This window comes from Nitrospirillum bahiense, from assembly GCF_007828025.1.
GTDB classification, from domain to species: Bacteria; Pseudomonadota; Alphaproteobacteria; order Azospirillales; family Azospirillaceae; genus Nitrospirillum; species Nitrospirillum amazonense.
In genome coordinates this window covers 12,833-37,263 of record NZ_VITO01000019.1, presented here as the reverse complement: position 1 = coordinate 37,263, position 24,431 = coordinate 12,833, and the positions used below count along the sequence as shown (strand labels likewise).

The following is a 24,431-nucleotide window of genomic DNA, read 5'->3' as shown; positions in this document are numbered from 1 at the left end:
GCCCCGGAGGCGATGGCTTCCGGGGCTGTGATCTTTTCGGGGCGGGGGAGGGACGGGCCTCAGGCCAGGGCCACCCAGACCGCTTCACGGCCCTTGGGCGCGTCGGCGATGCGCATCTGCACCCGCTGGCCTTCGTCCAGGTGGTCCATGCCACAGCGGCGCAGGACGCTCTTGTGCACGAAGACGTCCTTGCCGCCGTCGTCGGCCAGGACGAAGCCGAATCCCTTGTCGGCCTTGAACCATTTGACGGTGCCGTCGATCTCGATCTCCGACCCGGTGGGCACGCGGTCGCGGGTGCGGGGGGCGGGGCCGCCGCTACGCTCCGGCGGTGCCGCGGTGCCCGTCACCTCCACGATGCGCAGCACCTGGGGGCCCTTGGGACCCGCGCCGATGGTGCACAGCAGTTCCGTCCCCTCGGTGATGTCGGCCAGGCCGGCGCGGCTGATCACCGAGATGTGCAGGAAGGCGTCAGGCGTTCCATCCTCCAGGGCGACGAAGCCGAATCCCTTCGAGGTATTGAACCATTTAACCTGGGCCTTGGCCGGGAGACCCTCCTCCTGGCTGAAGGCGTCATACGATCCGAAGCGTGGCACGAGGCAGTACCTTCCCGATTGCGCCGGGTTCGCCCGAACGGGCGCCGGCCCGATGATCTCACCTCCCAACAACCGCCGTTCCGGGTGCGTCCGGAGCGTCCGGAACTGTCCCTGGTTTTCTTCAATGCGGCAGCTTAACCCGTCTTAATGGTAAACATAAACTCCTGGGGACCGCTACTGTAATGTGTGGGGAAATGTTGCGCTGCGGCAGGGGCTTCGTTCCTTTCATCCACAGGGCTTGGGCACCCGGCCGGGGCTGGTTTCACGGCGGTGCCCAACCCCCGGCGGCAACTTGGGGTTGCCGGTTGCCGGGCCCGCGGACGGGCCGCGGCACCTGCCCGCTGCATGAAACGCTTGAGTAGCGTCCGCGATGCAGGCACGTTACCGCCCTAGACCGGGGATGGATGCCCCGGCATATCGGTTGCCGATACGACCGCCGGGTATGCGTCCCTCGTCGCCAGGTCGGCACCCTGAGCTTCAAATCACGAATTGGAGCGGTGGCACCCCCATACCTGAGTGGAGGGCCGCCCCTGGGGAGAAAACGTATGATGGCCGACCCGGCCGTGAGTGCGGCGCACATTTGGGAACATAGCTATCCGACGGGCGTGGACTGGAACGCGCCCATACCGGTGAAGCCCCTGACGGACCTGTTCGACAGCTCCGCCGCGCGCTTCGCCGACCGGCCCTTCATCGATTTCCTGGGAAAACGCTACAGCTATCGCCAGGGCGCCGACATGGTGGACCGGGTGGCGAAGGGGCTGCAGGCGCTGGGTGTGGGCCGGGGCAGCAACGTGGGCCTGTTCCTGCCCAACACCCCCTATTCCGTCTTCTGCTACTACGGCATCCTGAAGACCGGCGCCACGGTGGTGAACTTCAACCCGCTGTATGCGGAGCGCGAACTCGTCAAGCAGATCAATGACTCCGAGGTGGAGATCATGATCACGGTCGACGTGCCGCAGTGCTACGACAAGCTGGTCCTGATGCTGGGCCAGACTTGCCTCAAGACCATCGTCACCGGTCGCATGGCCGACATCCTGCCCTTCCCGAAAAGCCTGCTGTACCCGCTGGTGAAGCGGAAGGACATCGCCCACCCGCCGGCCGACGGCCATAACCTCAGCTTCCGCGCCCTGACGGCCAACGACGGGCGCTACGCCCCCGTGACCATCAACGCGGTCGAGGACGTGGCCGTGCTGCAGTACACCGGCGGCACCACGGGCGTGCCCAAGGGCGCCATGCTGACCCACGCCAACCTCACCGCCAACACGGTGCAGTCGGCGCTGTGGTTCTACCAGGGCCGGCCGGGGCAGGAGCGCATGCTGGGCGTGCTGCCCCTGTTCCATGTCTTCGCCATGACGGGCGTCATGAACCTGTCCATCTACCTGGGCGCGGAGATGATCCTGCTGCCCCGGTTCGAGATCGAGCAGGTGCTGGACACCATCGACAAGAAGAAACCGACCCAGTTCCCGGCGGTGCCCACCATCTACACCGCCATCAACAATTACAAGGACCGGGCCAAGTACGACCTGTCCTCGCTGGCCTTCAGCATCTCCGGCGGCGCGCCGCTGCCGCTGGATGTCTGCCAGACTTTCGAGGGCCACACCGGCTGCAAGCTGGTGGAGGGCTACGGCCTGTCCGAGTCGTCGCCCGTCGCCACCGTCAACCCCATCGACGGCCCGATGGGCGGCAAGGTCAAGGTGGGCTCCATCGGCCTGCCCGTGCCCGGCACCGTCATCGAGATCATCGATGTGGAGGACGGCAAGACCCCGGTGGCCCAGGGCCAGCGGGGTGAGGTCTGCATCAGCGGCCCGCAGGTCATGAAGGGCTACTGGAAGCGCCCGGATGAGACGGCACTGACCCTGCGCAACGGCCGCCTGCACACCGGCGACGTCGGCTATATGGATGAGGACGGCTACATCTACATCGTCGACCGCATCAAGGACATGATCCTGGCCGGCGGCTACAACGTCTATCCCCGCAACGTGGAAGAGGCGATCTACCTGCACCCGGCGGTGAACGAATGCATCGTGCTGGGCGTGCCCGATCCCTATCGCGGCCAGACGGTGAAGGCCTACATCAAGCTGACCGAGGGCCACACCCTGACGCAGGCGGAGCTGTGCGACTTCCTGCGCGACAAGCTGTCGGCCATCGAGCTGCCCAAGCAGGTGGAATTCCGTACCGAGCTGCCGAAGACCATGATCGGCAAGCTGTCGCGCAAGGCTCTGCTGGATGAGCTGGAGGCCCAGAAGAAGGCCTCCTGACGCCGGCACCAGCTTGCGCCTAATATCCACGGCGGCGGTGCCCAGGCATCGCCGCCGTTTTCTTTTGACCCATCCGTATCGCTCGAAGGTTCCCATGCCCAAAGTCGTCGTCGCCGGCAGCATCAACACCGATGTCCTCACCACCATGCGGCGGGCGCCGCGCCCGGGGGAGACGGTCAGCGGTGAGACCGTGGCCTTCGGCCGGGGCGGCAAGGGCCTTAACCAGGCCGTCGCCGCCGCCCGCCAGGGCGTGGCGGTGGAATTCATCGGCCGTGTGGGCCGCGACGCCTTCGGCGACCAGGCGCTGGCCTTTTTCAAGGCCAACGGCGTGGGCACCAGGGGCATCGCCCGGACCGACACCGCCACCGGCACCGCCATCGTCATGGTGGACGCCAGCGCCGAGAACAGCATCGTCGTCATCCCCGCCGCCAATGGCGAGGTGTCGCCGGCCGATCTGGAGGCCGTCACCATTGAGCCGGGCGACATCCTGGTCAGCCAGTTCGAAATTCCCCGGGCCACCATCGCCGCCTTCTTCCGCCGGGGCCGCGCCGCCGGCGGCCTCACCGTGCTGAACGCCGCCCCGGCCCTGGATGACGCGCCCGACAGCCTGTGGGCCGACGTCGACATCCTGGTGGTGAACGAGACGGAGCTTGGCCACTTCGCCGGTGTCGAGGTGCCGGGCGACGCGGCGGAGGACGCCGTCGCCGCGGCCGCCCGCCGCCTGATGCGGCGCCCGGGCCAGACCGTGGTGGCCACCCTGGGTGTGCGCGGCGCCCTGGCGGTCACGGCGGATGACCAGGTCATCGTGCCCGGCCGCAAGGTCAAGGCGGTGGACACCACCGGCGCCGGCGATTGCTTCGTGGGCTCCCTGGCCGCCCGGCTGGCCCAGGGCGACGCGCTGCCCCAGGCCATGCGCCACGCCAACGTCGCGGCCAGCATCGCCGTGACGCGGGTAGGGGCGGGCGATGCCATGCCCACCGCCGACGAAGTGCTGGCGCTGTCGGTCTAAACCTACCCGGCAAGCTTTGCCCGGCGGCGGTTCCGTGCCACCGCCGGGCCGCCAATTTCTTGCAATCGTGTAGGGAATCCAAGCCTTTCAGGGGCAGCCCCAAGTGGCATACCCCTTGCTCTCCTCTTCGCGCAAAGACGCGACCTAGCCCCCGAGGAGGAGTGGATGTCCTTCGTCCAGGATTGTGTGGACCTTTCCCGCCAGCACTTGATGGCCGGCTTCCTGGCGGAAGCGGAGATGAGCTGCCGCACCGCGCTGGCGACGGAGCCCGTCCATGCCGAGGCCACCCATCTCCTGGGCGTCATCGCGCTGAAGGCCAACCGGCCGATCGAGGCCAACGACCTGTTCGAACGGGCCATCGCGCTGGATGGCGAGAACTTCCAGTACCACAACAGCCGTGGCGTCCTGCTCTATGGCTGCCGCCAGTTCGAGATGGCGGAGGCCTGCTTCCGCACGGCCGTCACCCTCAACCCCGACGACGCCATCAGCCAGAACAACCTGGGCAACGCCCTGCGCGCCCTGGGCCGCCTGGCCGAGGCGGAGGCCCGCTTCCGCGAGGCGGTGGAGATCAACCCCCGTTATGCCGAGGCGCACAACAACCTGGGCAACACCCTGCGGGAGCTGGGCAACCTGGAGGAGGCGGAGTTCTGCCTGCGCCACTCCCTGGGCCTGCTGCCCGACAACCTCGACGCCCTATACAACCTCGGCACCCTGCTGCTCTACACCGGCCGGCTGGAGGAAGCCGGTGGCCTGTTCGCCCAGGTGCTGGCCGCCGACAGCAGCCGGTACGAGGCCGCGATCTGCCTGGCCCAGGTGTTCCAGGGCCAGGACCGCACGGAGGACGCCGTCGCCCTGCTGACCGGGGTGCAGACCCGCCTGCCGGAAAACCAGGCGGTGCAGTACGCCCTGCAGCTGCTGCGCAGCACCCAGGTGCCGGCCTGGCACATCCCCCGGCTGAATGATCACGAGCGCAACGACGCCTATGAGGCGGCGCTGCTGCGCGCCATCCGACCGGGCGATCTGGTGCTGGAACTGGGCGCCGGTTCAGCCCTGGTCAGCATGATGGCCGCCCGCGCCGGTGCCGCCCGCGTGATCGCCTCCGAACCCCTGGCGGCCCTGGCCACCGTGGCGCGCGAGACCGTGGCCCTGAACGGCTACGCCGACCGCATCACCATCGTGTCGAAGAAGCCGCAGGATCTGAAGCTGGGCGTGGATCTGCCGCGTCCGGCCGACGTGCTGGTGTCCGACATCGTCAACGTCGGCATGCTGGCGCCCGACATGCTGGCCATCCTGGACCACGCCCGCCGCAACCTGGCCCGCCCCGGCGCCCGCGTCATCCCCGCCGCCGCCACCGTCTGGGCCCAGCTGATCCAGGCCGACGACCTGCGCAACGTCAGCCCGATTCGCAGTGTCAGCGGTTTCGACATGAGCCGGTTCGACCAGTTCCGCGCCCCGGGCTATCAGCAGATCGACCTGGCCACCGACACCCACCAGATGCTGTCCGATCCGTTTCCGGCCTGGTTCTTCGACTTCCGCGTCAGCATGCCGGACAGCGACCTGAAAAGCCTGACCATCCAGGCGACCAAGCCGGGCCTGGTCCAGGGGGTCGCCTTCTGGTTCGACCTGCACATGGATGAAGAGGTGGTCTACAGCTCCCGCTCCGCCGCCCGCACCAACCACTGGAAGCAGGCCGTCTACTTCTTCGGCCACGATTTTCCCGTGGCCCAGGGCCAGCCCATGCTGCTGGGCACCGGTTACGACCGGACGCAGATACATTTCTTTATTTGAGTTCCCTCACGCGGCGGGCGGCCGCATCCGCGGCCTTGCCTTATCCTCGCTGCGCCCTTCGGTGCTCGCTCCGGCGGCCGCGGTCGCGGCCTAGGGGCGCTTTGATTGAAGGGGAGGCGCCCGGCGCTTGAGGGCACGATTTTTCAAATCAATGGTTAACCCGAACGGGTGAAGTTGAAAGTTGATTCAGGCGATTGACATCGGCCGCCTCTCACTTTACGTTTACGTAAACGTAAGGCGCCGACCCTCCGCTGAAAGAGAGGGGTTCGGCCAGCCCAGGGAGAGGACCCATGCCCGACGGAGCGCCCGTGACGGCGGTGGAAGAGACCTACACCATCAGTCAACTGGCCGAGGCGTTCGAGCTGACGCCCCGCACCATCCGCTATTACGAGGACGAAGGCCTGCTGACCCCGCGCCGCGAGGGGCAGCAGCGGGTCTATACCCACCGCGACTGGGCGCGCCTGAAGCTGATCATGCGCGGCAAGCGCCTGGGCTTCACCATCGCCGGCATCAAGGACTTCCTTGACCTCTATGAGGTGGGCGACGCCCAGGTGCCGCAGATGCGCTTTCTGCTGAGCAGCGCCCGCGACCGTATCGCCACCCTGGAACAGCAGCTGCGCGACGTGCAGCAGACCCTGGTCGACCTGAAGGAGATCGAGGGGCTGGTGGTCGATCATCTGGCCCGCAAGGGCGCGCTGGACGCCTGACGGCGCCCGGCCTGCACCATCTTTTCCGCCGTGCCGGGGACGCATCCCGGTCCGGCCTTTCCCGCGTCATCCCCCATCCGGCGCCCGCCAAATGAGGCGCCGCCCCGTTTGCCAAGGCGAGGAATACACCAATGACTAAAGCCGTTATCGCCGGTTACGCCCGGTCCCCGTTCACGCTGGCCAACAAGGGCGATCTGGTGAAGGTCCGTCCCGACGATCTGGCCGCGACGGTGATCAAGGCGCTGGTCGAGCGCACGGGCGTGAACACCGCCGATCTGGAAGATCTGATCGTCGGCTGCGCCTTCCCGGAAGGGGAGCAGGGCTTCAACGTCGCCAAGCTGATCGGCATGATCGCCGGCCTGCCCCAGAGTGTGGCGGGCACCACGGTCAACCGCTTCTGCGGCTCCTCCATGCAGTCCATCCACATGGCGGCGGGCGCCATCGCCCTGGGTGCCGGCAAGGCCTTTATCGCCGCCGGTGTCGAGAGCATGACCCGCATCCCCATGGGGGGCTTCAACCCCATGCCCAACGCGGCCCTGCATGCCGCCAACCCGGGCGCCTACATGGCCATGGGCATCACGGCCGAGAACCTGGCCAAGAAGTTCGGCTTCAGCCGCGCCGACCAGGAGGCCTACGCCGTCACCTCGCACCAGAAGGCCGCCGCCGCGCAGGCCGCCGGCCGCCTGGCCGATGAGATCGTCGGCATCGACGTGAAGGGCAAGCTGGTGGACAAGGACGGCTGCATCCGTCCGGAGACCACCACCGAGACCCTGGCCGGCCTGAAGCTGGCCTTCGACCAGGAGGGCACCGTCACCGCCGGCACCTCCAGCCCGCTGACCGACGGCGCCTCCGCCACGCTGGTGACCAGCGAGGAATACGCCAAGGCCCACGGCCTGCCCATCCTGGCCCGCATCCGCTCGGTCGCCGTGTCCGGCTGCGACGCCACCATCATGGGCTACGGCCCGGTGCCGGCCTCGCGCAAGGCGCTGGAGCGCGCCGGCCTGACGGTGAAGGACATCGACATCGTCGAGAGCAACGAGGCCTTCGCCGTGCAGTCCATGACCGTGGCGCGCGAACTGGGCTTCGACCCCGCCAAGGTGAACCTGGACGGCGGCGCCATCGCCCTGGGCCACCCGCTGGGTGCCACCGGCGCCCGCATCACCGGCAAGGCCGCCAGCCTGCTGAAGCGCGAAGGCAAGCAGTTCGCGCTGGCCACGCAGTGCATCGGCGGTGGTCAGGGCATCGCCACCGTCCTGGAAGCGGTCTGATCGGCCCCCGGTTGAGGAGAGACCCCATGGAAATCAAAAGCGCCGCCGTCATCGGCGCCGGGGTGATGGGCAGCGGCATCGCCGCCCACATCGCCAACGCGGGCATTCCCGTCTTCCTGCTGGACATCGTTCCCCAGGCCGTGAAGGACAGCGGCGGTGACCGCAGCGTCGTCGCCAAGGGGGCGGTCGAAAAGCTGCTGAAGGGCGAGCCCGCAGCCTTCATGCACAAGGACGCCGCCCGCCTGGTGACCCCTGGCAATACGGAAGACGACCTGGAGAAGCTGAAGGACGTCGACTGGATCATCGAGGCGGTGATCGAGAACAAGGACATCAAGCACGCCCTGTACCGCCGCCTGGACGCGGTGCGCAAGCCGGGCTCGGTCGTCAGCTCCAACACCTCCACCATCCCGCTGGAGATCCTGCTGGAAGGCGCCAGCGACCAGTTCGCCGCCGACTTCATGATCACCCACTTCTTCAACCCGCCGCGCTACATGCGGCTGCTGGAGATCGTGGCCGGGCCGAAGACGCGCAAGGATGCGATCGACACCATCCGCCAGGTGTGCGACGTGCGCCTGGGCAAGGGCGTCGTGCACTGCAAGGACACCCCCGGCTTCATCGCCAACCGCATCGGCACCTACTGGTTCCAGGCGGCGGTGAACGCCGCCGAGGATCTGGGCCTGACGGTGGAGGAGACCGACCTCATCACCGGCAAGCCCATGGGCCTGCCCAAGACCGGCACCTTCGGCCTGCTGGACCTGGTCGGCATCGACCTGGGGCCGCACATCGCCAAAAGCCTCCTGTCCACCCTGCCGGCGCAGGACGATTACCGCCGCGTCTATCGCGAGAATCCGCTGCAGGCGAAGATGATCGCCGAGGGCTACACCGGCCGTAAGGGCAAGGGCGGCTTCTACCGCCAGATCAAGACGCCGGACGGCAAGCGCATCCGCGAGACCATTGATCTCAAGACCGGCGTCTACCGCCCGACCGTGAAGGCCGAGCTGGCGTCGGCCAAGGAACGCAGCCTGAAGGGCCTGGTGACCCACAGCGACAAGGGCGGCCAGTACGCCTGGAAGGTGCTGAGCCAGGCGCTGGCCTACGCCGCCAGCCTGGTGCCGGAGATCGCCGACACCATCCTGGACGTCGATGCCGCGATGCGCCTGGGCTACAACTGGAAGCAGGGCCCGTTCGAGATGATCGACGCCCTGGGCACGGCCTGGTTCGCGGAGAAGCTGACCGAGGCCGGCCTGCCGGTGCCGGCCCTGGTGACGCTGGCCGCCGGCCGCCCCTTCTACAAGGTCGAGGACGGCCGCCTGCACTACCTGACCACCCAGGGCGAGTACGCCGTGGTGGAGCGGGGCGAGGGCGTGCTGCTGCTGTCCGACATCAAGCGGGCGTCCAAGCCCGTGGCCAAGACGGCGTCGGCGGCCCTGTGGGATATCGGCGACGGCGTGCTGTGCCTGGAATTCACCGGCAAGATGAACGCCCTGGATGACCAGGTGATGGCGCTGTACCGCAAGGCCATCGACATCATCGGCGACGGCTCCTCCGGGCCCTACAAGGCGCTGGTCATCCATAACGAGGGCGACAACTTCTCCGTCGGCGCCAACCTGGGCCTGGCCCTGTTCGCGCTGAACATCGCCCTGTGGCCGCAGATCGAGCAGGCGACGGCCGAGGGCCAGCAGACCTACAAGGCGCTGAAGTACGCGCCCTTCCCGGTGGTGGGCGCGCCCTCGGGCATGGCGCTGGGCGGCGGCTGCGAGATCCTGCTGCACTGCGACGCGGTGCAGGCGCACGCCGAAAGCTACATCGGCCTGGTCGAGGTGGGCGTGGGCCTGGTCCCCGGCTGGGGCGGCTGCAAGGAAATGCTGTTCCGCCACACCTACAACAAGAAGCGCCCGGGTGGTCCCATGCCCCCCATCGCCAAGGCCTTCGAGTACATCAGCACGGCCAAGGTGGCGAAGTCGGCGTTCGAGGCGAAGGAGATGCTGATCCTGCGCCCGACCGACGGCATCACCATGAACCGCGACCGGCTGCTGGCCGACGCCAAGGCCAAGGCCCTGGAACTGGCCAAGGACTACAAGGCGCCGGAACCGCTGGAGATCCGCCTGCCTGGTCCCGGCGCCCGCACGGCGCTGGAAATGGCGGTGGAAGGTTTCCACGGCCAGGGCAAGGCGACCGACCACGACGTGGTGGTGTCCGGGGAACTGGCCTGGGTGCTGAGCGGTGGCGACACCGACATCACCACGGTGCTGACCGAGGACGACCTGCTGGACCTGGAGCGCGAGGCCTTCATGCGCCTGGTGCGCACGCCCGGCACCATCGACCGCATCGACCACATGCTGTCCACCGGCAAGCCGCTGCGCAACTGACGCCCTGTCTTTGGGGGCCGGGGCGGGGAACCGCCCCGGCGTCTTCCAACGCTTAAGGAATTCTCCGATGCCGACCTACAAGGCGCCGCTCGAAGACATCGATTTCGTCCTGAACGACCTGCTGCAGGCCGACAACCTGACCAAGCTGCCGGGCTTCGAGGACGCCACCCGCGACCTCGTCTCCAGCATCCTGGAAGAGGCGGCCAAGCTCTGCGAGAACGAGTTGCAGCCCCTGAACCGCCCCGGCCATGAGGAGGGCTGCCACTACGAGAACGGCGTGGTGCGTACGCCCAAGGGCTTCAAGGAAGCCTACCAGGCCTACGTCGACGGCGGCTGGCAGGGCCTGTCCATGGACCCGAAGTACGGTGGCCAGGGCCTGCCCCACGCCATCACCTTCGTGCTGGAAGAGCTGCTGATCTCCGCCAACATGGCCTTCGCCATGTACCCGGGCCTGACCCAGGGGGCGTGGAACGCCATCCACACCCACGCCGACGATCAGCTGAAGGACACCTACCTGCCCAAGATGACCACGGGCGAGTGGTCCGGCACCATGTGCCTGACGGAGCCGCACTGCGGCACCGACCTGGGCCTGATCAAGACCAAGGCCGTCCCCAACGACGACGGCAGCTACAGCATCACCGGCACCAAGATCTTCATTTCCGCAGGCGAGCATGACCTGACCAGCAACATCATCCACCTGGTGCTGGCCAAGCTGCCGGACGCGCCCCCGGGCGTGAAGGGCATCAGCCTGTTCCTGGTGCCCAAGTTCCTGCCGACCGAGGACAACCAGCCCGGTCCGCGCAACGGCGTCATGTGCGGCTCCATCGAGCACAAGATGGGCATCATGGCCAACGCCACCTGCGTCATGAACTTCGACGATGCCAAGGGCTGGCTGGTGGGTGAGCCGCACAAGGGCATGCGTGCCATGTTCACGATGATGAACGCCGCCCGCCTGGGTGTCGGCATGCAGGGCCTGGGCATCGCCACGGTCGCCTATCAGAACGCGCTGACCTACACCAAGGAACGCCTGCAGGGCCGCGCCCTGACCGGCGCCAAGGAGCCGGAGAAGGCGGCCGACCCGCTGATCGTCCATCCGGACGTGCGCAAGAACCTGATGACCATCAAGGCCTTCACCGAGGGCGCCCGCGCCCTGGGCTACTGGGTGGGCATCCAGCTGGACCAGGCCGACCACAACCCGGACCCCAAGGCCCGGGCCGAGGCGGACGAGTTCGTGGCCCTGCTGACACCGGTGGTGAAGGCTTACTTTACCGACATGGGCTATGAGTGCGCCACCATGGCCCAGCAGATGTACGGTGGCCACGGCTACATCCGCGAATGGGGCATGGAGCAGTTCGTGCGCGATGCCCGCATCGCCATGATCTACGAGGGCGCCAACGGCATCCAGGCCCTGGACCTGGTGGGCCGCAAGCTGGGCCAGGACATGGGCCGCCTGCTGCGCCGCTTCTTCCACCCGCTGGCGGGTGAGCTGGAGTCGGCGATGGAAGACACCGACCTGCTGGAATTCGCCGGCCCGCTGGCCAAGGCCTTCGGCAAGCTGCAGCAAGCCACCGCCATCGTCGCCCAGAGGGGGATGAAGAACCCGGACGAGGCGGGTGCGGCCTCCACCGACTACCTGCGCATCTTCGGCCTGGTGGCCCTGGGCTGGATGTGGCTGCGCATGGTGAAGGTGGCGAACGCCAAGCTGGCCGAAGGCGGTAACGGCAAGTCCGGCTTCTATGAGGCCAAGATCAAGACCGCCCGCTTCTTCGTCCAGCGCCTGCTGCCGGAGGTGGATTTCCGCTTCAAGGCCCTGATGTCGGGGGCCAAGACCGTCATGGACCTGGAAGCCGACCTGTTCTGAGGCCCACACCCGCTTTTTCTCCGTCGATGCCGGTTCGACAGCCATTGCGCGTTGTCCCGGCATCGACCAAACTATTGAAATGAGAGGATCAAACGCCAATCCCGGGACAATTGTCCAAGAGGTGGGGGGATCCTTGAATTGGGCGTTTGGGAATGTGCGTTTGAACCAAGACCCACTCGGCTAATGAGACGCGCGCGTCGGCGGACAGCCGGCCGCATAAGGGAGGAAAAAGGATGAAGTGGAGCAACACCGCGTTGGTCGGCGGCGCCTTCGCCGTCTTTCTGGGGGGCATGGCGGGCGTCGCCATGGCGCAGTCCGCGGCTGATCTGGGCAAGACCCTGACGCCGAACGGCGCCGAAAAGGCGGGCAACAAGGACGGCACCATCCCGGAATGGACGGGCGGCATCACCGCCCCGCCGGCGGGGTACAAGGCTGGCGGCGTCTACGTCGATCCCTACGCCAGCGACAAGCCGTTGTTCACCATCACCGGCCAGAACATGGCCCAGTACGCGGACAAGCTGCCGGAAGGCCTGAAGGCCCTGCTGAAGCAGTATCCCGACTACAAGATGAACGTCTATCCCACGCACCGCAGCGCCTCGCTGCCCAAGAGCGTCTATGACGAGACGCTGGCCAACGCCACCCGCGCCAAGCTGGTGGATGACGGCAACGGGGTCGAGGGCGCCAAGGTGGGCGTGCCCTTCCCGATTCCCAAGACGGGCGTGGAGGTGGTGTGGAACCACATCCTGCGCTGGAAGGGCAAGCAGCTGGAGCGCACCTACGGCGCCGCCAACCCGCAGGCCGACGGCTCGTACACGATGATCAACATCAACGAGAAGTCGAAGTTCCTGTACTCCGACACCGGTCCTGAGGGCCAGACCTCGCTGTACTTCCAGCAGGAGGTGACGGCGCCGGCCCGCCTGGCGGGCGAAATCCTGCTGGTGCATGAGACCATGGACCAGGTGAAGGAACCGCGTAACGCCTGGACCTACAACCCCGGCCAGCGCCGCGTGCGCCGCGCGCCCAACGTCGCCTACGACAATCCGGGCACGGCCTCCGACGGCCTGCGCACCTCGGACCAGCTGGACGTCTTCAACGGCTCCCCCGACCGGTACGAGTGGAAGCTGGTGGGCAAGAAGGAGATGTACGTCCCTTACAACGCCTATCAGCTGCAGAGCGACAAGCTGACCTACGACCAGCTGATCAAGGCCAAGCACATCAACCAGGACTACGCCCGCTATGAGCTGCACCGGGTGTGGGTGGTCGAGGGCAAGCTGAAGTCCGGCACCAGCCACATCTATCCCCGCCGCACCTTCTACGTGGACGAGGACAGCTGGGGCATCCTGGTCGCCGACCAGTACGACAGCCGCGATCAGCTGTGGCGCGTGACCGAGGCCCACGGCATCAACTTCTACGATGTCCAGACCTTCTGGGCGGGCCTGTTCGCCGTGTACGACCTGCAGTCGGGCCGTTACACCGCCAGCGGCTTCACCAATCAGGAGAAGCCCTACAACTTCAACGTCAACCTGACGGCGGCCGACTTCTCGCCGGACAGCCTGCGCCGGTCCGGCGTGCGCTGAGGCTTGAAGGAACTGGCGGCGGGGGACGCGCCCCCGCCGCCGATACCCGGCCCTGACGGGCTGGCTACCACTGGGATCGCATCCGGCCGGGTTCAGGTCCGCCGGAAGCGTAAAGCCCGCGGGAGGAAGGACGCACCTCCCGCGGGCTTTTCCTTTTTCACCGGTGGAAATGGTGCCGGTCAAGTTTCCCTAAACGTAAAGGGGTAGTTCGCGCCGAGCTATTGAGAGGGAGCGGTACGTTGGCTGAACCCCATCCGGTCCACACCGTCGCGGATTATTTGACGCTATGGCTGTCGGCAGATGCCGAAGCCCCTCGGCTCAAGACGCGGGATACGCACGGCGATCCGGTGGAATTGGGGGAAAAGGACGTCGCGGACCTCACCGCCATTCTTCAGGCGTTTCTGGTGCAGATGCGCTGAAGGGCCGGTCCCGGCCTCAGGCCGTGGCGCGGGCGCTGCCGGTATCGTTTTCCGGCGCTGGCAGCCGCACGGTGACGACGGTGCCCCGGCCGGGAACGCTGGCGATGTCCAGGCTGCCGCCCAGCATCTCCACGAAGCGTTTGGTCAGGGGCAGGCCCAGGCCGGTGCCGCGCACGCCCGGCTGCTGGGCGCCCCGCACCTGGCCGAAGGGCTTCAGGGCGATGGGCAGTTCATGCGGGGCCATGCCCACGCCGGTATCACGCACGATCAGGATCAGCGCGCCGCCCTTGTCGTCGGCCTGCACCTCCACCGTCACCCGGCCGCCGCGCGGCGTGAACTTCAGGGCGTTGGAGCCCAGGTTCAGGATGATTTGGCGCACCTTTTCCGGGTCGGTGCGCAGGCGCAGCGGCTGCTCCGGCACCTTCACCGTCAGGTCCACGCCGCAATCGGCCGCCAGGGTGCGCAGCATGCGGGTGCTGTCCTGCACGGCGCGGCCGATGTCGATGTCGCGGATGTCCAGGGTCACCTGGCCCGACTCGGCGCGGCTGAGGTCCAGCGTGTCATCGACGACGGCGGCCATGTGGCTGGCCGCGGCGTGCACATCCTCGGCATATTCCAGGTAACGGGCGTCGCCCAGCGGTCCATGGAACTCCCGCCGCAGCAGGTCGGCGAAGCCCAGGATGGCGTTCAGGGGCGTGCGCAGTTCATGCGTGGCATGGGCCAGGAACTCCGCCTTCTGGCGGATCTCCGTACGGGTCTGTTCAAGCGCCGCCAGCAGGGTCCGCTCCCGCTCCTGCATCGTTTCCAGCGACTCCAGCAGGCGGGCGGTTCGGTCCTTGACCTGGATGTCCACCTGCCGCTGCTGCTGTGCCACCTGCCGGCTCAGGAACTGCAGGTGGGCGGCGCCGGCCACGCGGGTCACCACCTCCATCGGGTCGCAATTGTGGGCGATGAAATCGCTGACGCCCCGCCGGCGCGCTTCCTCGCGCGCGGCGGCGTCCAGCACGCCGGTGCGCAGCAGCAGGGTGGGACGCTCCCCCGCCGGCATCCGGGCCAGCGTGCCCAGGGCGGTCATCAGGGCATTGACGGCGGCGGGGCTGTCGCCCGGCTGGTTCAGCACCAGCACGTCGGGCGACAGGTCACGGCAGTACTGCGGCAGCTCCATGAGGTCTTGCCGGCAGTGCACGAAACGGAATCCACCTTGGCGCAACAAATCCACCAGGGAGATCAGCAATCCCTGGTTGCCATCGACCAGCAGGACGGTGGCGTTACGTTGATCTTGGGCCAGAAGGTTGGCCGGCATCTTGAATAGTTCGGGCATGGGGTCTCTAAAGCTGATCCCCCACTTTACAGGATTCCCGTACCTTTGTCCTGGGCCGTGAGCGTGGTCCGCACTAAAAGCAAAGTCTTGGCCAAAGGTTTAGTTAACGAGTCAGAGACTAGGCAAGAGGTATTAGATTCGGAATGTGAACCGGATGCAAACGACTCGGTTGACTCGTTACCTAAAAATTTCCCCGTATTTTTTAGGGTTTTCCAAGTGCTTGGGACCCTGAGACCGCCATCACGGCGTGCGTTTGTACCAACGCTCCGCCGCCTGGTCGTCCTCCTCCTTGGCCGCCACCCAGCGGGCGCCGGCCGGCGTCTCCTCCTGTTTCCAGAAGGGGGCCTTGGTCTTCAGCCAGTCCATCAGGAACCAGCAGGCCTCGAACGCGGCGGCGCGGTGGGCGCTGGCGCAGGCGGCCAGCACGATGCGGTCGCCGGGCAGCAGGCGGCCATGGCGGTGGATGATCAGCACGCCGTCCAGCGGCCAACGGGCCCGCGCCTCCGCCTCGATCGCCGCCAGCTGCCGCTCCGTCATGCCGGGATAGTGCTCCAGGGTCATGGCGCTGATGCTGTCGCCACCCCCATCCCCTTTGGACATATCGCGGACCAGGCCGACGAAGCTGGCCACGCCGCCGATGGACGGGTTGCCGCCGCTCAGGGCCGCCAGTTCCGCGCCCACGTCGAAGTCCTCCGCCTGGACGCGTATGGCCATGTCAGCCCCCGGTCACGGGGGGGAACAGGGCGACCTCATCCCCCGGCGCCAGGGGATGGTCCATGCCGACATAGTCCTGGTTCACCGCTACCTTGACCACCGCGCGGTTGGCCAGGGCGTCGGCATAGTGGGGGCCGCGCGACTGCAGCCAGGTGATCAGGTCGCCGGTGGTGGCCACGCCGGCGGGCGGCGCCACCTCTTCCTCCGCAGTGCCGATCTTGGCGCGCAGCCAGGCGAAATAGAGGATGCGCATGACGGTCAGGCCCCCGTGCGCACAGGGGCGGCGGCCGGTGCCTTGGCCGCCGGCTCCACCTGGACGGAGGCGCCGGCGGGGGCCAGCATGTGGCGCAGGCCGGCGCGCAGGTAGTCCCAGCCGGTGATCAGGGTCAGCACGGCGGCGGCCCACAGGCCGATCTCCCCGATGGGGCGGACATACAGCCAGTCCGGCCCGTGGTCGCCCACGATCAGCCAGCCGATGGCCATCAGCTGGATGGCGGTCTTCCACTTGGCCAGGCGCGAGACGGGGACGCCCACGCGCAGGCCGGCCAGGAATTCCCGCAGGCCCGACACCATCACCTCGCGCAGCAGGATGATGACGGCGGGCAGCACGGCATGGCCGGCGATCTTGTGGTCAGCCACCAGCAGGAACAGCACCGCCGCCACCAGCAGCTTGTCGGCGATGGGGTCCAGAAAGCGGCCGATGATGGATTCCTCGTGCCACGCCCGCGCCAGGTAGCCGTCGAAATAGTCGGTGATACCGGCCAGGGCGAACAGCCCGGCGGCGGTCCACGCCGTCCACGTCGCCGGGAACCACAGCAGGGCCAGGATGACGGGAATCAGCGCGATCCGCGACAGGGTCAACAGGTTGGGCAGGCTGGTCAGCATGAAGCGGTCCGGCGATTTCAGGCGGCACGGCGGGGCGGCGGTCTCTTGAAGGTGGAGTTTAGCCGTCCGGATGGAAGTGGTCATAGATGATTTTGGCCACGGCGTCCGATATCCCGTCCACCGCGCGCAAGTCAGCCAGTCCTGCGCGCGAAACGGCCTGGGCGGAGCCGAAATGCAGCAGCAGGGCCTTCTTGCGCTTCGGGCCGATACCCGCCACCTCATCCAGCGGGCTGGCGCTGATGGCCTTTTCCCGGCGCTGGCGATGGCTGCCGATGGCCCAGCGGTGGGCCTCGTCGCGCAGGCGCTGCAGGAAATAGAGCACAGGGTCGCGCGGGTCCATGCCGAAGGGCGCCCGGCCCGGCATGAAGAAACGCTCGCGCCCCGCGTCGCGGTCGGGGCCCTTGGCGATGCCCACCAGGGCGATGTCGGACAGGCCCAGCTCGGCCAGCACCTCCACCACCACGCCCAGCTGGCCCTCGCCGCCATCGATCAGCAGCAGGTCGGGCCAGGTGTCGCCCGTGCGCTCCGGATCCTCCTTCAGCGCGCGCTCGAAGCGGCGGGTCAGCACCTCGCGCATCATGGCGAAGTCGTCACCCGCGGCCTTGGGGTCGCGGATGTTGAACTTGCGGTAGGCGTTCTTGATGAAGCCGTCGGGCCCCGCCACCACCATGCCGCCGATGGGGTGGGCGCCCTGGATGTGGCTGTTGTCGTAAATCTCGATGCGGGTGGGCGGCGCCTCCAGCCCGAACAGCTCGGCCACGCCGGCCAACAGCTTGGCCTGGCTGCCCGTTTCCGACAGGCGGCGGCCGTGGGCCTCGCGCGCGTTGGTCAGGGCGTGGTCCATCAGCCGCTTCTTGTCGCCGCGCTTGGGCACGGCCAGTTCCACCTTACGGCCAGCGCGCAAGGTCAGGGCCTCGGCCAGCAGCTCCTGCTCCTCCGCGTCCTCGCTGATCAGCACCAGGCCGGGGGCGGCGCGGTTGTCGTAAAATTGGGCGATGAAGGCGGACAGCACCTCCGCCGTGCCCTGGTTCTTGTCATGGCTGGGGAAATAGGCGCGGTTGCCGTTGTTGCGCCCGCCGCGGAAGAAGAACACCTGGATGCAGGTGCTGCCGCCGTCCTGGTAGGCGGCGATGATGTCCGCGTCCTCCATGCCCTCGACATTGATGTCCTGATGGGCCTGGATGGCGGTCAGCGCCCGGATGCGGTCGCGCATCTTGGCGGCGGTCTCGAAGTCCAGCGCCTCGGACGCCTCCAGCATGGCGGTGGCCATGCGGGTCTGGATGTCCCGGCTCTTGCCCGCCAGGAAGGCCGCCGCCTCGTCCACCTGCTCGCCATACTGGGCGCGGTTGACGCGACCGACGCAGGGCGCGGTGCAGCGCTTGATCTGGAACTGCAGGCAGGGGCGGGTGCGGGTGGAAAAGACGCTGTCGGTGCAGTTGCGCAGCAGGAAGGCGCGCTGCAGGGCGGTGATGGTGCGGTTGACCGCCCCGGCCGAGGCGAAGGGCCCGAAATAGTCGCCGGCCCGGTCCCGCGCGCCCCGGTGCTTGATCAGGGCCGGGTAGTCATGATCCCGGGTGATCATGATGTGGGGGAAGGTCTTGTCGTCGCGCAGCAGCACGTTGTACCGCGGCATCAGACGCTTGATCAGGTTGGATTCCAGCAGCAGCGCCTCGACCTCGGTATGGGTCGTGACGAACTCCATGGTCACCGTCTCGGCCACCATGCGCTGCAGCCGCACCGGCAGCTTGGCCGGCACGGTGTAGTTGGCCACCCGGCGCTTCAGGTTGCGCGCCTTGCCCACATACAGGACGTCGCCGCCCTCGTTCATCATGCGGTAGACGCCGGGCGTCACGGGCAGGGTGCGCAGGTAGGCCTTGATGGTCTCCACGCCCCGGTTCAGGTCGGCCACCGTGCGGCGGCGCACCTTTGGGGCGGCCTCGGGTGGTGCGGCCTCGGGCGTTTCAATGGGTGTGTCGGTGGTGGTGTCGGTCATGGCCATGGGGCGGACACTCTGCCCATTGGCAGCCTCGGGTCAATGGCCATCGCGTCGCGTTCGCGCTCCCCCGGTTGTGCGGCGGCCCGACTGGAAAACGTCCGGTCCCCCCTATGGCTTCCGGGGTAAGGGAGAACGAATCATCCCCTTTTCGAGGGGGGTGGGGAAAACACCGCCTTAGTCCACGGAAGCTGTGGATAAGTTTGCGGAAAAGCCTTTGATAGCGTGTGCCGACGCAGGCGCCGCAAGGCTTTCAGGATTTTGCCTAGAAAATAGGCACAAAACGCTAACTAATTGATTTTTATGGAAACATGATCTGTCAATATCTAACAAATAGTTCATTATAGGCAAAAAAGGGATTGACAGGGTTGGGCTCCGGCCGCGTCCGGCCGTTGTGTAAAACTCGGCGCGCACGCCGTTTCCGACGGATTCCCTGGGGCGGGCTTGAACGCCGGGAAAGAATCACCAAGGCGGACCAAGCTCATACGCAAGTATGCCTTGCCACCCATGGTCGATTTTCCGCCACACTCACATCTTAAGCTGGGTTTAAATCGCGATCGGCGATGGCTGGTATTCCCGCCGATGGTGGGCAGCCCAACACGATAAATAAGAATGGAGTACCCCATGCGCGTCCTGAAGACCCTGATGCTCACGACCGCCCTGCTGGCGTCGGGTGGTGCGGTGGATGTCCTGTTCAACCAGGCGGTGGCGGCCGTGCCTGCCGGCACGCCCGTCACGATGAACGCCGCTGACCGACAGGCGGCGGAGACGCTGGTCGACTTCCTACAGAAGACGCGCATCCAAGCCGGGCTGCCGGCGCTCAGCCGCCAGCCGGTGCTGGATGACGCAGCCGCCGCCCGGGCCATGGCGCTGGCCAGCGGGACGCAGACGCCGGACCTGCGCCAGGGCCTGATCCATTCGCTCTACGTCCCCATGCAGGATATCGCGCTGGAGGCGCGGGCGTCGGGCGACCCTGGCCAGCCGCTGGCCATCTGGCAGGACACCGGCTCCACCGTTGGCGCCCTGGCCACTCCGGGCATGACCGACGTGGGAGTGGCCCGCGTGGCCAACCCCGCGCCCAACGGCCCCAACGACGCCTACATCTGGGTGGTCGTCCTGGCCCAGCCCCTGCGCACCCCGGCGGAATCGCCGGATAGCCCGCGTTGGAATCCTAAGTAGGTCGGCGCTCCGGCCGGGCCTGCCCGCCGGGCCCGGCGGAAATAGAAACGGCCGCCCCATCGCTGGAGCGGCCGTTGCCGTTCGCTATGAAGCCGATGCTCAGCGCAGGGCGGCGGTCGCGCGCTGGATGCGGCGGCAGGCTTCCTCCAGCGCCTCGGTCGAGGTCGCGTAGCTGATGCGGAAGTGCGGGGCCAGGCCGAAGGCGCTGCCCTGGACCACCGCCACCCCTTCCGATTCCAGCAGGTAGGTCACGAAGTCCTCGTCCGTCTTCAGCACGGCGCCGCCGGGCGTGGTCTTGCCCAGGGTGCCGGCGCAGGACGGATAGACGTAGAAGGCGCCCTCGGGCCGGGGGCAGTGGATGCCGGTGGCCTGGTTCAGCATCGACACCACCAGGTCGCGGCGCTGGCGGAAGACCTCGGCGCGTTCCTTGATGAAGTCCTGCGGGCCGACCAGAGCCTCCACCGCCGCCGCCTGGCTGATGGACGACGGGTTGCTGGTGGACTGGCTCTGCACGTTGGCCATGGCCTTGATCAGCTGGACGGGGCCGGCGCCGTAGCCGATGCGCCAGCCGGTCATGGCATAGGCCTTGGACACGCCGTTGACCGTCAGGGTGCGGTCGTACAGGGCCGGTTCCACCTGGGCCGGGGTCACGAAGGTGAAGCCGTCGTAGACCAGGTGCTCATACATGTCGTCGGTGAACACCCAGACGTGCGGGTGGCGCACCAGCACGTCGGTCAGGGCCTTCATCTCGTCATGGGTGTAGGCGGCACCCGACGGGTTGGACGGGCTGTTCAGCATGACCCACTTGGTGCGCGGGGTGATGGCGCGCTCCAGCTGGTCGGCCCGCATCTTGAAGCCGCTCTCCGCGCCGCACTCCACGAACACCGGCGTCCCTTCGGCCATCAGCACGATGTCCGGGTAGCTGACCCAGTAGGGGGCGGGGATGATGACCTCGTCGCCGGGCGACAGGGTGGCCATCATGGCGTTGAAGATCACCTGCTTGCCGCCGGTACCGACGCTCACCTGCTCCGGCTTGTACTCCAGGCCGTTCTCGCGCTTGAACTTCAGGCAGACGGCGCGCTTCAGCTCCGGCGTGCCATCGACGTCGGTGTACTTGGTCTGCCCCTGCTGAATGGCGCGGATGGCGGCCTGCTTGATGTTGTCGGGCGTGTCGAAATCCGGTTCGCCGGCGCCCAGGCCGATGATGTCGCGGCCGGCGGCCTTCAGCGCGCGGGCCTTGGCGGTGACGGCGATGGTCTGGGACGGTTTAATCCGGGCGAGACGCTCGGCAACGATCGACATGACGGCTACCCTTGTTGGGAAAGGAAAATCCGCGGCGGACCTTACGCCCGGCAAAAAATGGGCACAACCGCAGCCCGCGCATGCCGCGCCTGCCCCGCCGGGGGACCCGCGACATTAAGATGCGCGGCTGGCCGAGCGCCCGGGATGACAGGTTGGGCGCGGATGGGGTAATCAACCGGCATGGCGCAAGATATCAGCGATCAGGCCCCCCAGCTCATGGGCGTCAGCCAGATGGTCACCATCGGCACGGTGGCGCTCGTCATCATCGTGCTCATGCTGGTGGTGATGTGGGCCCTGCGGCCCAAGACCCGCACGCTGTCGCGCCGGCGCTACAACGCCGAGGCCTACCGCCGCAAGCTGGCGCTGGACGACGCCGGCTATTCCGTGGTGCATGGCATCTACATCCGGGACAAGCAGGGCAAGGCGCTGCGCATCGACCACCTGATCCGCCTGCCGGCCAGCGTGCTGATGGTGATGAGCGCACCGGCCGACATGGGCGGCCGCATCAGCGCCCAGACCAAGGCGGGGCAGTGGCGCTACCTGGCGGCCAACGGCCGGGTCGGCTTCTTCGTGAACCCCGTGGTTCAGGTCCAGCCGCTGATCCACATCATGAAGGCGCGCTTTCCCATGGTGCGTCTGCGCGTGCTGGTGGTGTTCCCCGACGGGACCGAATTCACCAGCGGCGTGCCCAGCACCGCCTGCCTGGCCGGTGACTTCCTGGCCACGCTGAAGTCCATGGCGCGCGAGGATGGGATGGAAAGCGAGGCCATGGCCGCGGCGTGGGAGCCCCTGTCCAAGGCGCTGGCCCGCAGCGGGGCCAACGCCAGCAACGCCGGGCGCGACGAGGAAGGGGGCGCGAAAGGGCTGCCCCCCGCAAAAGCCGCCAAGCGGCCTGGAAAAGTGGCGCGGCGCAGCCTACCTTGAGGCCATGCCGCACGATGCCCATACGATTGAACCCAACCTGCCGTTGCCCATGACCATGCCGCGGGGAAGCGCCCTGCCGCCGGCCATGGACGGTGTCCCCTTGCGCATCCAGTCTGAATTCCAGCCGGCCGGCGACCAGCCGCAGGCCATCAAGGAATTGCTGGAGGGGATCCACGCGGGGGAGCGCGACCAGGTGCTGCTGGGCGTGACCGGTTCCGGCAAGACCTTCACCATGGCGCACGTCATCGAACGGCTGCAGCGCCCCACCCTGATCCTGGCGCCCAACAAGACACTGGCGGCCCAGTTGTATGGCGAGATGAAGAGCTTCTTCCCCGACAACGCGGTGGAGTACTTCGTCAGCTATTACGACTATTACCAGCCCGAGGCCTACGTTCCCCGCACCGACACCTATATCGAGAAGGAAAGCTCGATCAACGAGCAGATCGACCGCATGCGCCACGCCGCCACGCGGTCGCTGCTGGAGCGGCGCGACTGCATCATCGTGGCCTCGGTGTCGTGCATCTACGGTATCGGCTCGGTCGAGACCTACTCGGAAATGACCCTGCCGGTGAAGGTGGGGCATGTGCTGAACCGCACCCATTTCCTGCAGCGGCTGGTGGAGCTGCAATACCGGCGCAACGACGTCGGTTTCGGCCGCGGTTCCTTCCGCGTGCGGGGCGACACCATAGAGCTGTTCCCCGCCCATATGGAGGATCGCGCCTGGCGCTTTTCCCTGTTCGGGGATGAGCTGGAGGCCATCCAGGAGATCGATCCCCTGACGGGCGAGAAGATCGCCAGCCTGAAAGAGGTGCGCATCTACGCCAACAGCCACTACGTCACGCCCAAGCCCACCCTGCTACAGGCGGTGGAGCAGATGAAGCGCGACCTGAAGCTGCGGCTGGAGGAGTTCTCGGCGCAGGGCAAGCTGCTGGAGGCCCAGCGGCTGGAGCAGCGCACGACCTTCGACATCGAGATGATGGTGGCCACCGGCTCCTGCGCCGGCATCGAGAACTATTCCCGCTACCTGTCGGGGCGGGCACCGGGCGAGCCGCCACCCACCCTGTTCGAATATCTGCCGCCGGACGCCCTGCTGATCGTGGATGAGAGCCACGTCATGGTGCCCCAGGTGGGCGGCATGTATAAGGGCGACTACATGCGCAAGTCGACCCTGTCGGACTACGGCTTCCGCCTGCCGGCCTGCATCGACAACCGCCCCCTGAAGTTCGAGGAATGGGACGCCATGCGGCCCCAGTCCGTCTTCGTTTCCGCCACCCCCGGCCCGTGGGAGATGGAGCGGACGGGCGGTGTCTTCGTGGAACAGGTGGTGCGCCCCACCGGCCTGATCGACCCCGAGGTCATCATCCGCCCCACCGAGACCCAGGTGGACGACGTGATGGCGGAGTGCCGCGAGTGCATCGCCAAGGGCCAGCGCGTCCTGGTCACCACCCTGACCAAGAAGATGGCGGAGGCCCTGACCGACTATATGCACGAGGCCGGCATCAAGGTCCGCTACATTCATTCCGACGTCGAAACGTTGGAGCGTATCGAGATCATCCGCGACCTGCGTCTGGGCGCCTTCGACGTGCTGATCGGCATCAACCTGCTGCGCGAAGGCCTGGACATTCCCGAGTGCGGCCTGGTCGCCATCCTGGACGCGGACAAGGAAGGTTATCTGCGCTCCCGCACCTCGCTGATCCAGACCATCGGCCGCGCGGCGCGCAACGTCGATGGCCGCGCCATCCTGTACGCCGACAAGACCACGGCCAGCATGGCCGCGGCGCTGGAGGAAACCAGCCGCCGGCGGGAAAAGCAGCGGGCCTATAACGAGGCCCACGGCATCACCCCGGAATCGGTGAAGAAGCAGATCGCCGACGTGCTGAACTCGGTCTACGAGCGTGGCGACCGGGTGAACGTGAACACCGGCTTCGCCGAAGAGGGCAGCCTGGTGGGCCACAATCTCAAGGCCGCCATCGCCGACCTGGAAAAAAAGATGCGCACCGCCGCCGCCGACCTGGAGTTCGAGGAAGCCGCCCGCATCCGCGACGAGATCCGCCGGCTGGAGGCCATCGACCTGGGCCTGGACCCGGGGGCGACGCCGCTGCGCGCCAGCGCAATGGGAGAAAAAGGGCGCGCGGGCACTGTGGGTGAGAGGTCCAACATCAAGGCGCCCATCCCCGCCGGTCGTCCGGCCGGCAGCAAGCCTGGCGGACGGCGGCGTAAAGGTCCCTAACTAATTTTACCCGGGTATTATTGACTTTCATGTT

At 67.2% G+C, this 24,431-nt stretch carries 19 protein-coding genes; 12 read left to right on the top strand and 7 right to left on the bottom strand.

All coding sequences use genetic code 11. The annotated features are described in order from the left end of the window. Positions 1-59: 59 nt before the first annotated feature. On the bottom strand, positions 60-593 hold the full coding sequence (locus FBZ88_RS31405; protein WP_050898646.1) for a cold-shock protein: 534 nt from the start codon (positions 591-593) through the stop codon (positions 60-62). 545 nt (positions 594-1,138) lie between these two features. Between FBZ88_RS31405 and FBZ88_RS22910 the strand changes: the two genes are divergently transcribed. From FBZ88_RS22910 to FBZ88_RS22870, 9 genes are all read left to right on the top strand, one after another. Beyond that, entirely contained in the window at positions 1,139-2,851 is a 1,713-nt protein-coding gene (locus FBZ88_RS22910) for a long-chain-fatty-acid--CoA ligase (protein ID WP_145619415.1), read from the top strand. Positions 2,852-2,945: 94 nt separating this feature from the next. Continuing rightward, positions 2,946-3,860: a ribokinase gene (locus FBZ88_RS22905; RefSeq protein ID WP_145619414.1), complete on the top strand. Its 915-nt coding sequence runs from the start codon at positions 2,946-2,948 to the stop codon at positions 3,858-3,860. A 165-nt stretch (positions 3,861-4,025) separates the two neighbouring features. Next, complete coding sequence (locus FBZ88_RS22900) at positions 4,026-5,648, top strand: tetratricopeptide repeat protein (RefSeq protein WP_088870811.1); 1,623 nt, start codon at positions 4,026-4,028, stop codon at positions 5,646-5,648. Between the two features lie 290 nt (positions 5,649-5,938). Continuing rightward, positions 5,939-6,355, top strand: coding sequence for a MerR family transcriptional regulator (locus FBZ88_RS22895; RefSeq protein WP_040847021.1), 417 nt, complete (start codon positions 5,939-5,941; stop codon positions 6,353-6,355). A gap of 131 nt (positions 6,356-6,486) precedes the next feature. Beyond that, positions 6,487-7,623 carry a thiolase family protein gene (locus tag FBZ88_RS22890; protein ID WP_145619413.1) on the top strand — a complete coding sequence of 379 codons (1,137 nt, stop codon included), beginning with the start codon at positions 6,487-6,489 and terminating at the stop codon, positions 7,621-7,623. Positions 7,624-7,649: 26 nt separating this feature from the next. Beyond that, positions 7,650-9,992 carry a 3-hydroxyacyl-CoA dehydrogenase/enoyl-CoA hydratase family protein gene (locus FBZ88_RS22885; RefSeq protein ID WP_145619412.1) on the top strand — a complete coding sequence of 781 codons (2,343 nt, stop codon included), beginning with the start codon at positions 7,650-7,652 and terminating at the stop codon, positions 9,990-9,992. A 67-nt stretch (positions 9,993-10,059) separates the two neighbouring features. Beyond that, entirely contained in the window at positions 10,060-11,853 is a 1,794-nt protein-coding gene (locus FBZ88_RS22880; protein WP_145619411.1) for an acyl-CoA dehydrogenase C-terminal domain-containing protein, read from the top strand. 233 nt (positions 11,854-12,086) lie between these two features. Beyond that, positions 12,087-13,430 (top strand): DUF1329 domain-containing protein, encoded by a 1,344-nt coding sequence (locus FBZ88_RS22875; RefSeq protein WP_145619410.1) that lies wholly within the window; start codon positions 12,087-12,089, stop codon positions 13,428-13,430. Positions 13,431-13,669: 239 nt separating this feature from the next. Then, positions 13,670-13,849, top strand: coding sequence for a hypothetical protein (locus tag FBZ88_RS22870; protein ID WP_145619409.1), 180 nt, complete (start codon positions 13,670-13,672; stop codon positions 13,847-13,849). Positions 13,850-13,865: 16 nt separating this feature from the next. Here FBZ88_RS22870 and FBZ88_RS22865 read toward each other — a convergent pair whose 3' ends face one another. The 5 genes from FBZ88_RS22865 to uvrC all read right to left on the bottom strand — a co-directional run bounded on the left by FBZ88_RS22865 (position 13,866) and on the right by uvrC (position 18,762). Next, positions 13,866-15,170 carry an ATP-binding protein gene (locus FBZ88_RS22865; RefSeq protein ID WP_145619408.1) on the bottom strand — a complete coding sequence of 435 codons (1,305 nt, stop codon included), beginning with the start codon at positions 15,168-15,170 and terminating at the stop codon, positions 13,866-13,868. Between the two features lie 240 nt (positions 15,171-15,410). Next, a complete protein-coding gene (locus tag FBZ88_RS22860) occupies positions 15,411-15,884 on the bottom strand; it encodes a molybdenum cofactor biosynthesis protein MoaE (protein ID WP_145619407.1) in 474 nt (157 codons plus the stop codon). Between the two features lies 1 nt (position 15,885). Next, positions 15,886-16,137, bottom strand: a complete 252-nt coding sequence (gene moaD / locus FBZ88_RS22855; protein ID WP_145613560.1) for a molybdopterin converting factor subunit 1 — start codon at positions 16,135-16,137, stop codon at positions 15,886-15,888. A gap of 5 nt (positions 16,138-16,142) precedes the next feature. Then, entirely contained in the window at positions 16,143-16,769 is a 627-nt protein-coding gene (gene pgsA, locus FBZ88_RS22850; protein WP_145619406.1) for a CDP-diacylglycerol--glycerol-3-phosphate 3-phosphatidyltransferase, read from the bottom strand. Between the two features lie 58 nt (positions 16,770-16,827). Continuing rightward, positions 16,828-18,762 (bottom strand): excinuclease ABC subunit UvrC, encoded by a 1,935-nt coding sequence (gene uvrC, locus FBZ88_RS22845; RefSeq protein ID WP_411861178.1) that lies wholly within the window; start codon positions 18,760-18,762, stop codon positions 16,828-16,830. 624 nt (positions 18,763-19,386) lie between these two features. Between uvrC and FBZ88_RS22840 the strand changes: the two genes are divergently transcribed. Next, a complete protein-coding gene (locus FBZ88_RS22840) occupies positions 19,387-19,941 on the top strand; it encodes a hypothetical protein (RefSeq protein WP_145619405.1) in 555 nt (184 codons plus the stop codon). Between the two features lie 99 nt (positions 19,942-20,040). Here FBZ88_RS22840 and FBZ88_RS22835 read toward each other — a convergent pair whose 3' ends face one another. Beyond that, positions 20,041-21,243, bottom strand: coding sequence for a pyridoxal phosphate-dependent aminotransferase (locus tag FBZ88_RS22835; RefSeq protein WP_145619404.1), 1,203 nt, complete (start codon positions 21,241-21,243; stop codon positions 20,041-20,043). Between the two features lie 180 nt (positions 21,244-21,423). Between FBZ88_RS22835 and FBZ88_RS22830 the strand changes: the two genes are divergently transcribed. After that, positions 21,424-22,167 carry an NERD domain-containing protein gene (locus FBZ88_RS22830; RefSeq protein WP_145619403.1) on the top strand — a complete coding sequence of 248 codons (744 nt, stop codon included), beginning with the start codon at positions 21,424-21,426 and terminating at the stop codon, positions 22,165-22,167. Between the two features lie 49 nt (positions 22,168-22,216). Further along, positions 22,217-24,397, top strand: a complete 2,181-nt coding sequence (gene uvrB / locus FBZ88_RS22825; protein WP_411861177.1) for an excinuclease ABC subunit UvrB — start codon at positions 22,217-22,219, stop codon at positions 24,395-24,397. Positions 24,398-24,431 lie beyond the last annotated feature (34 nt).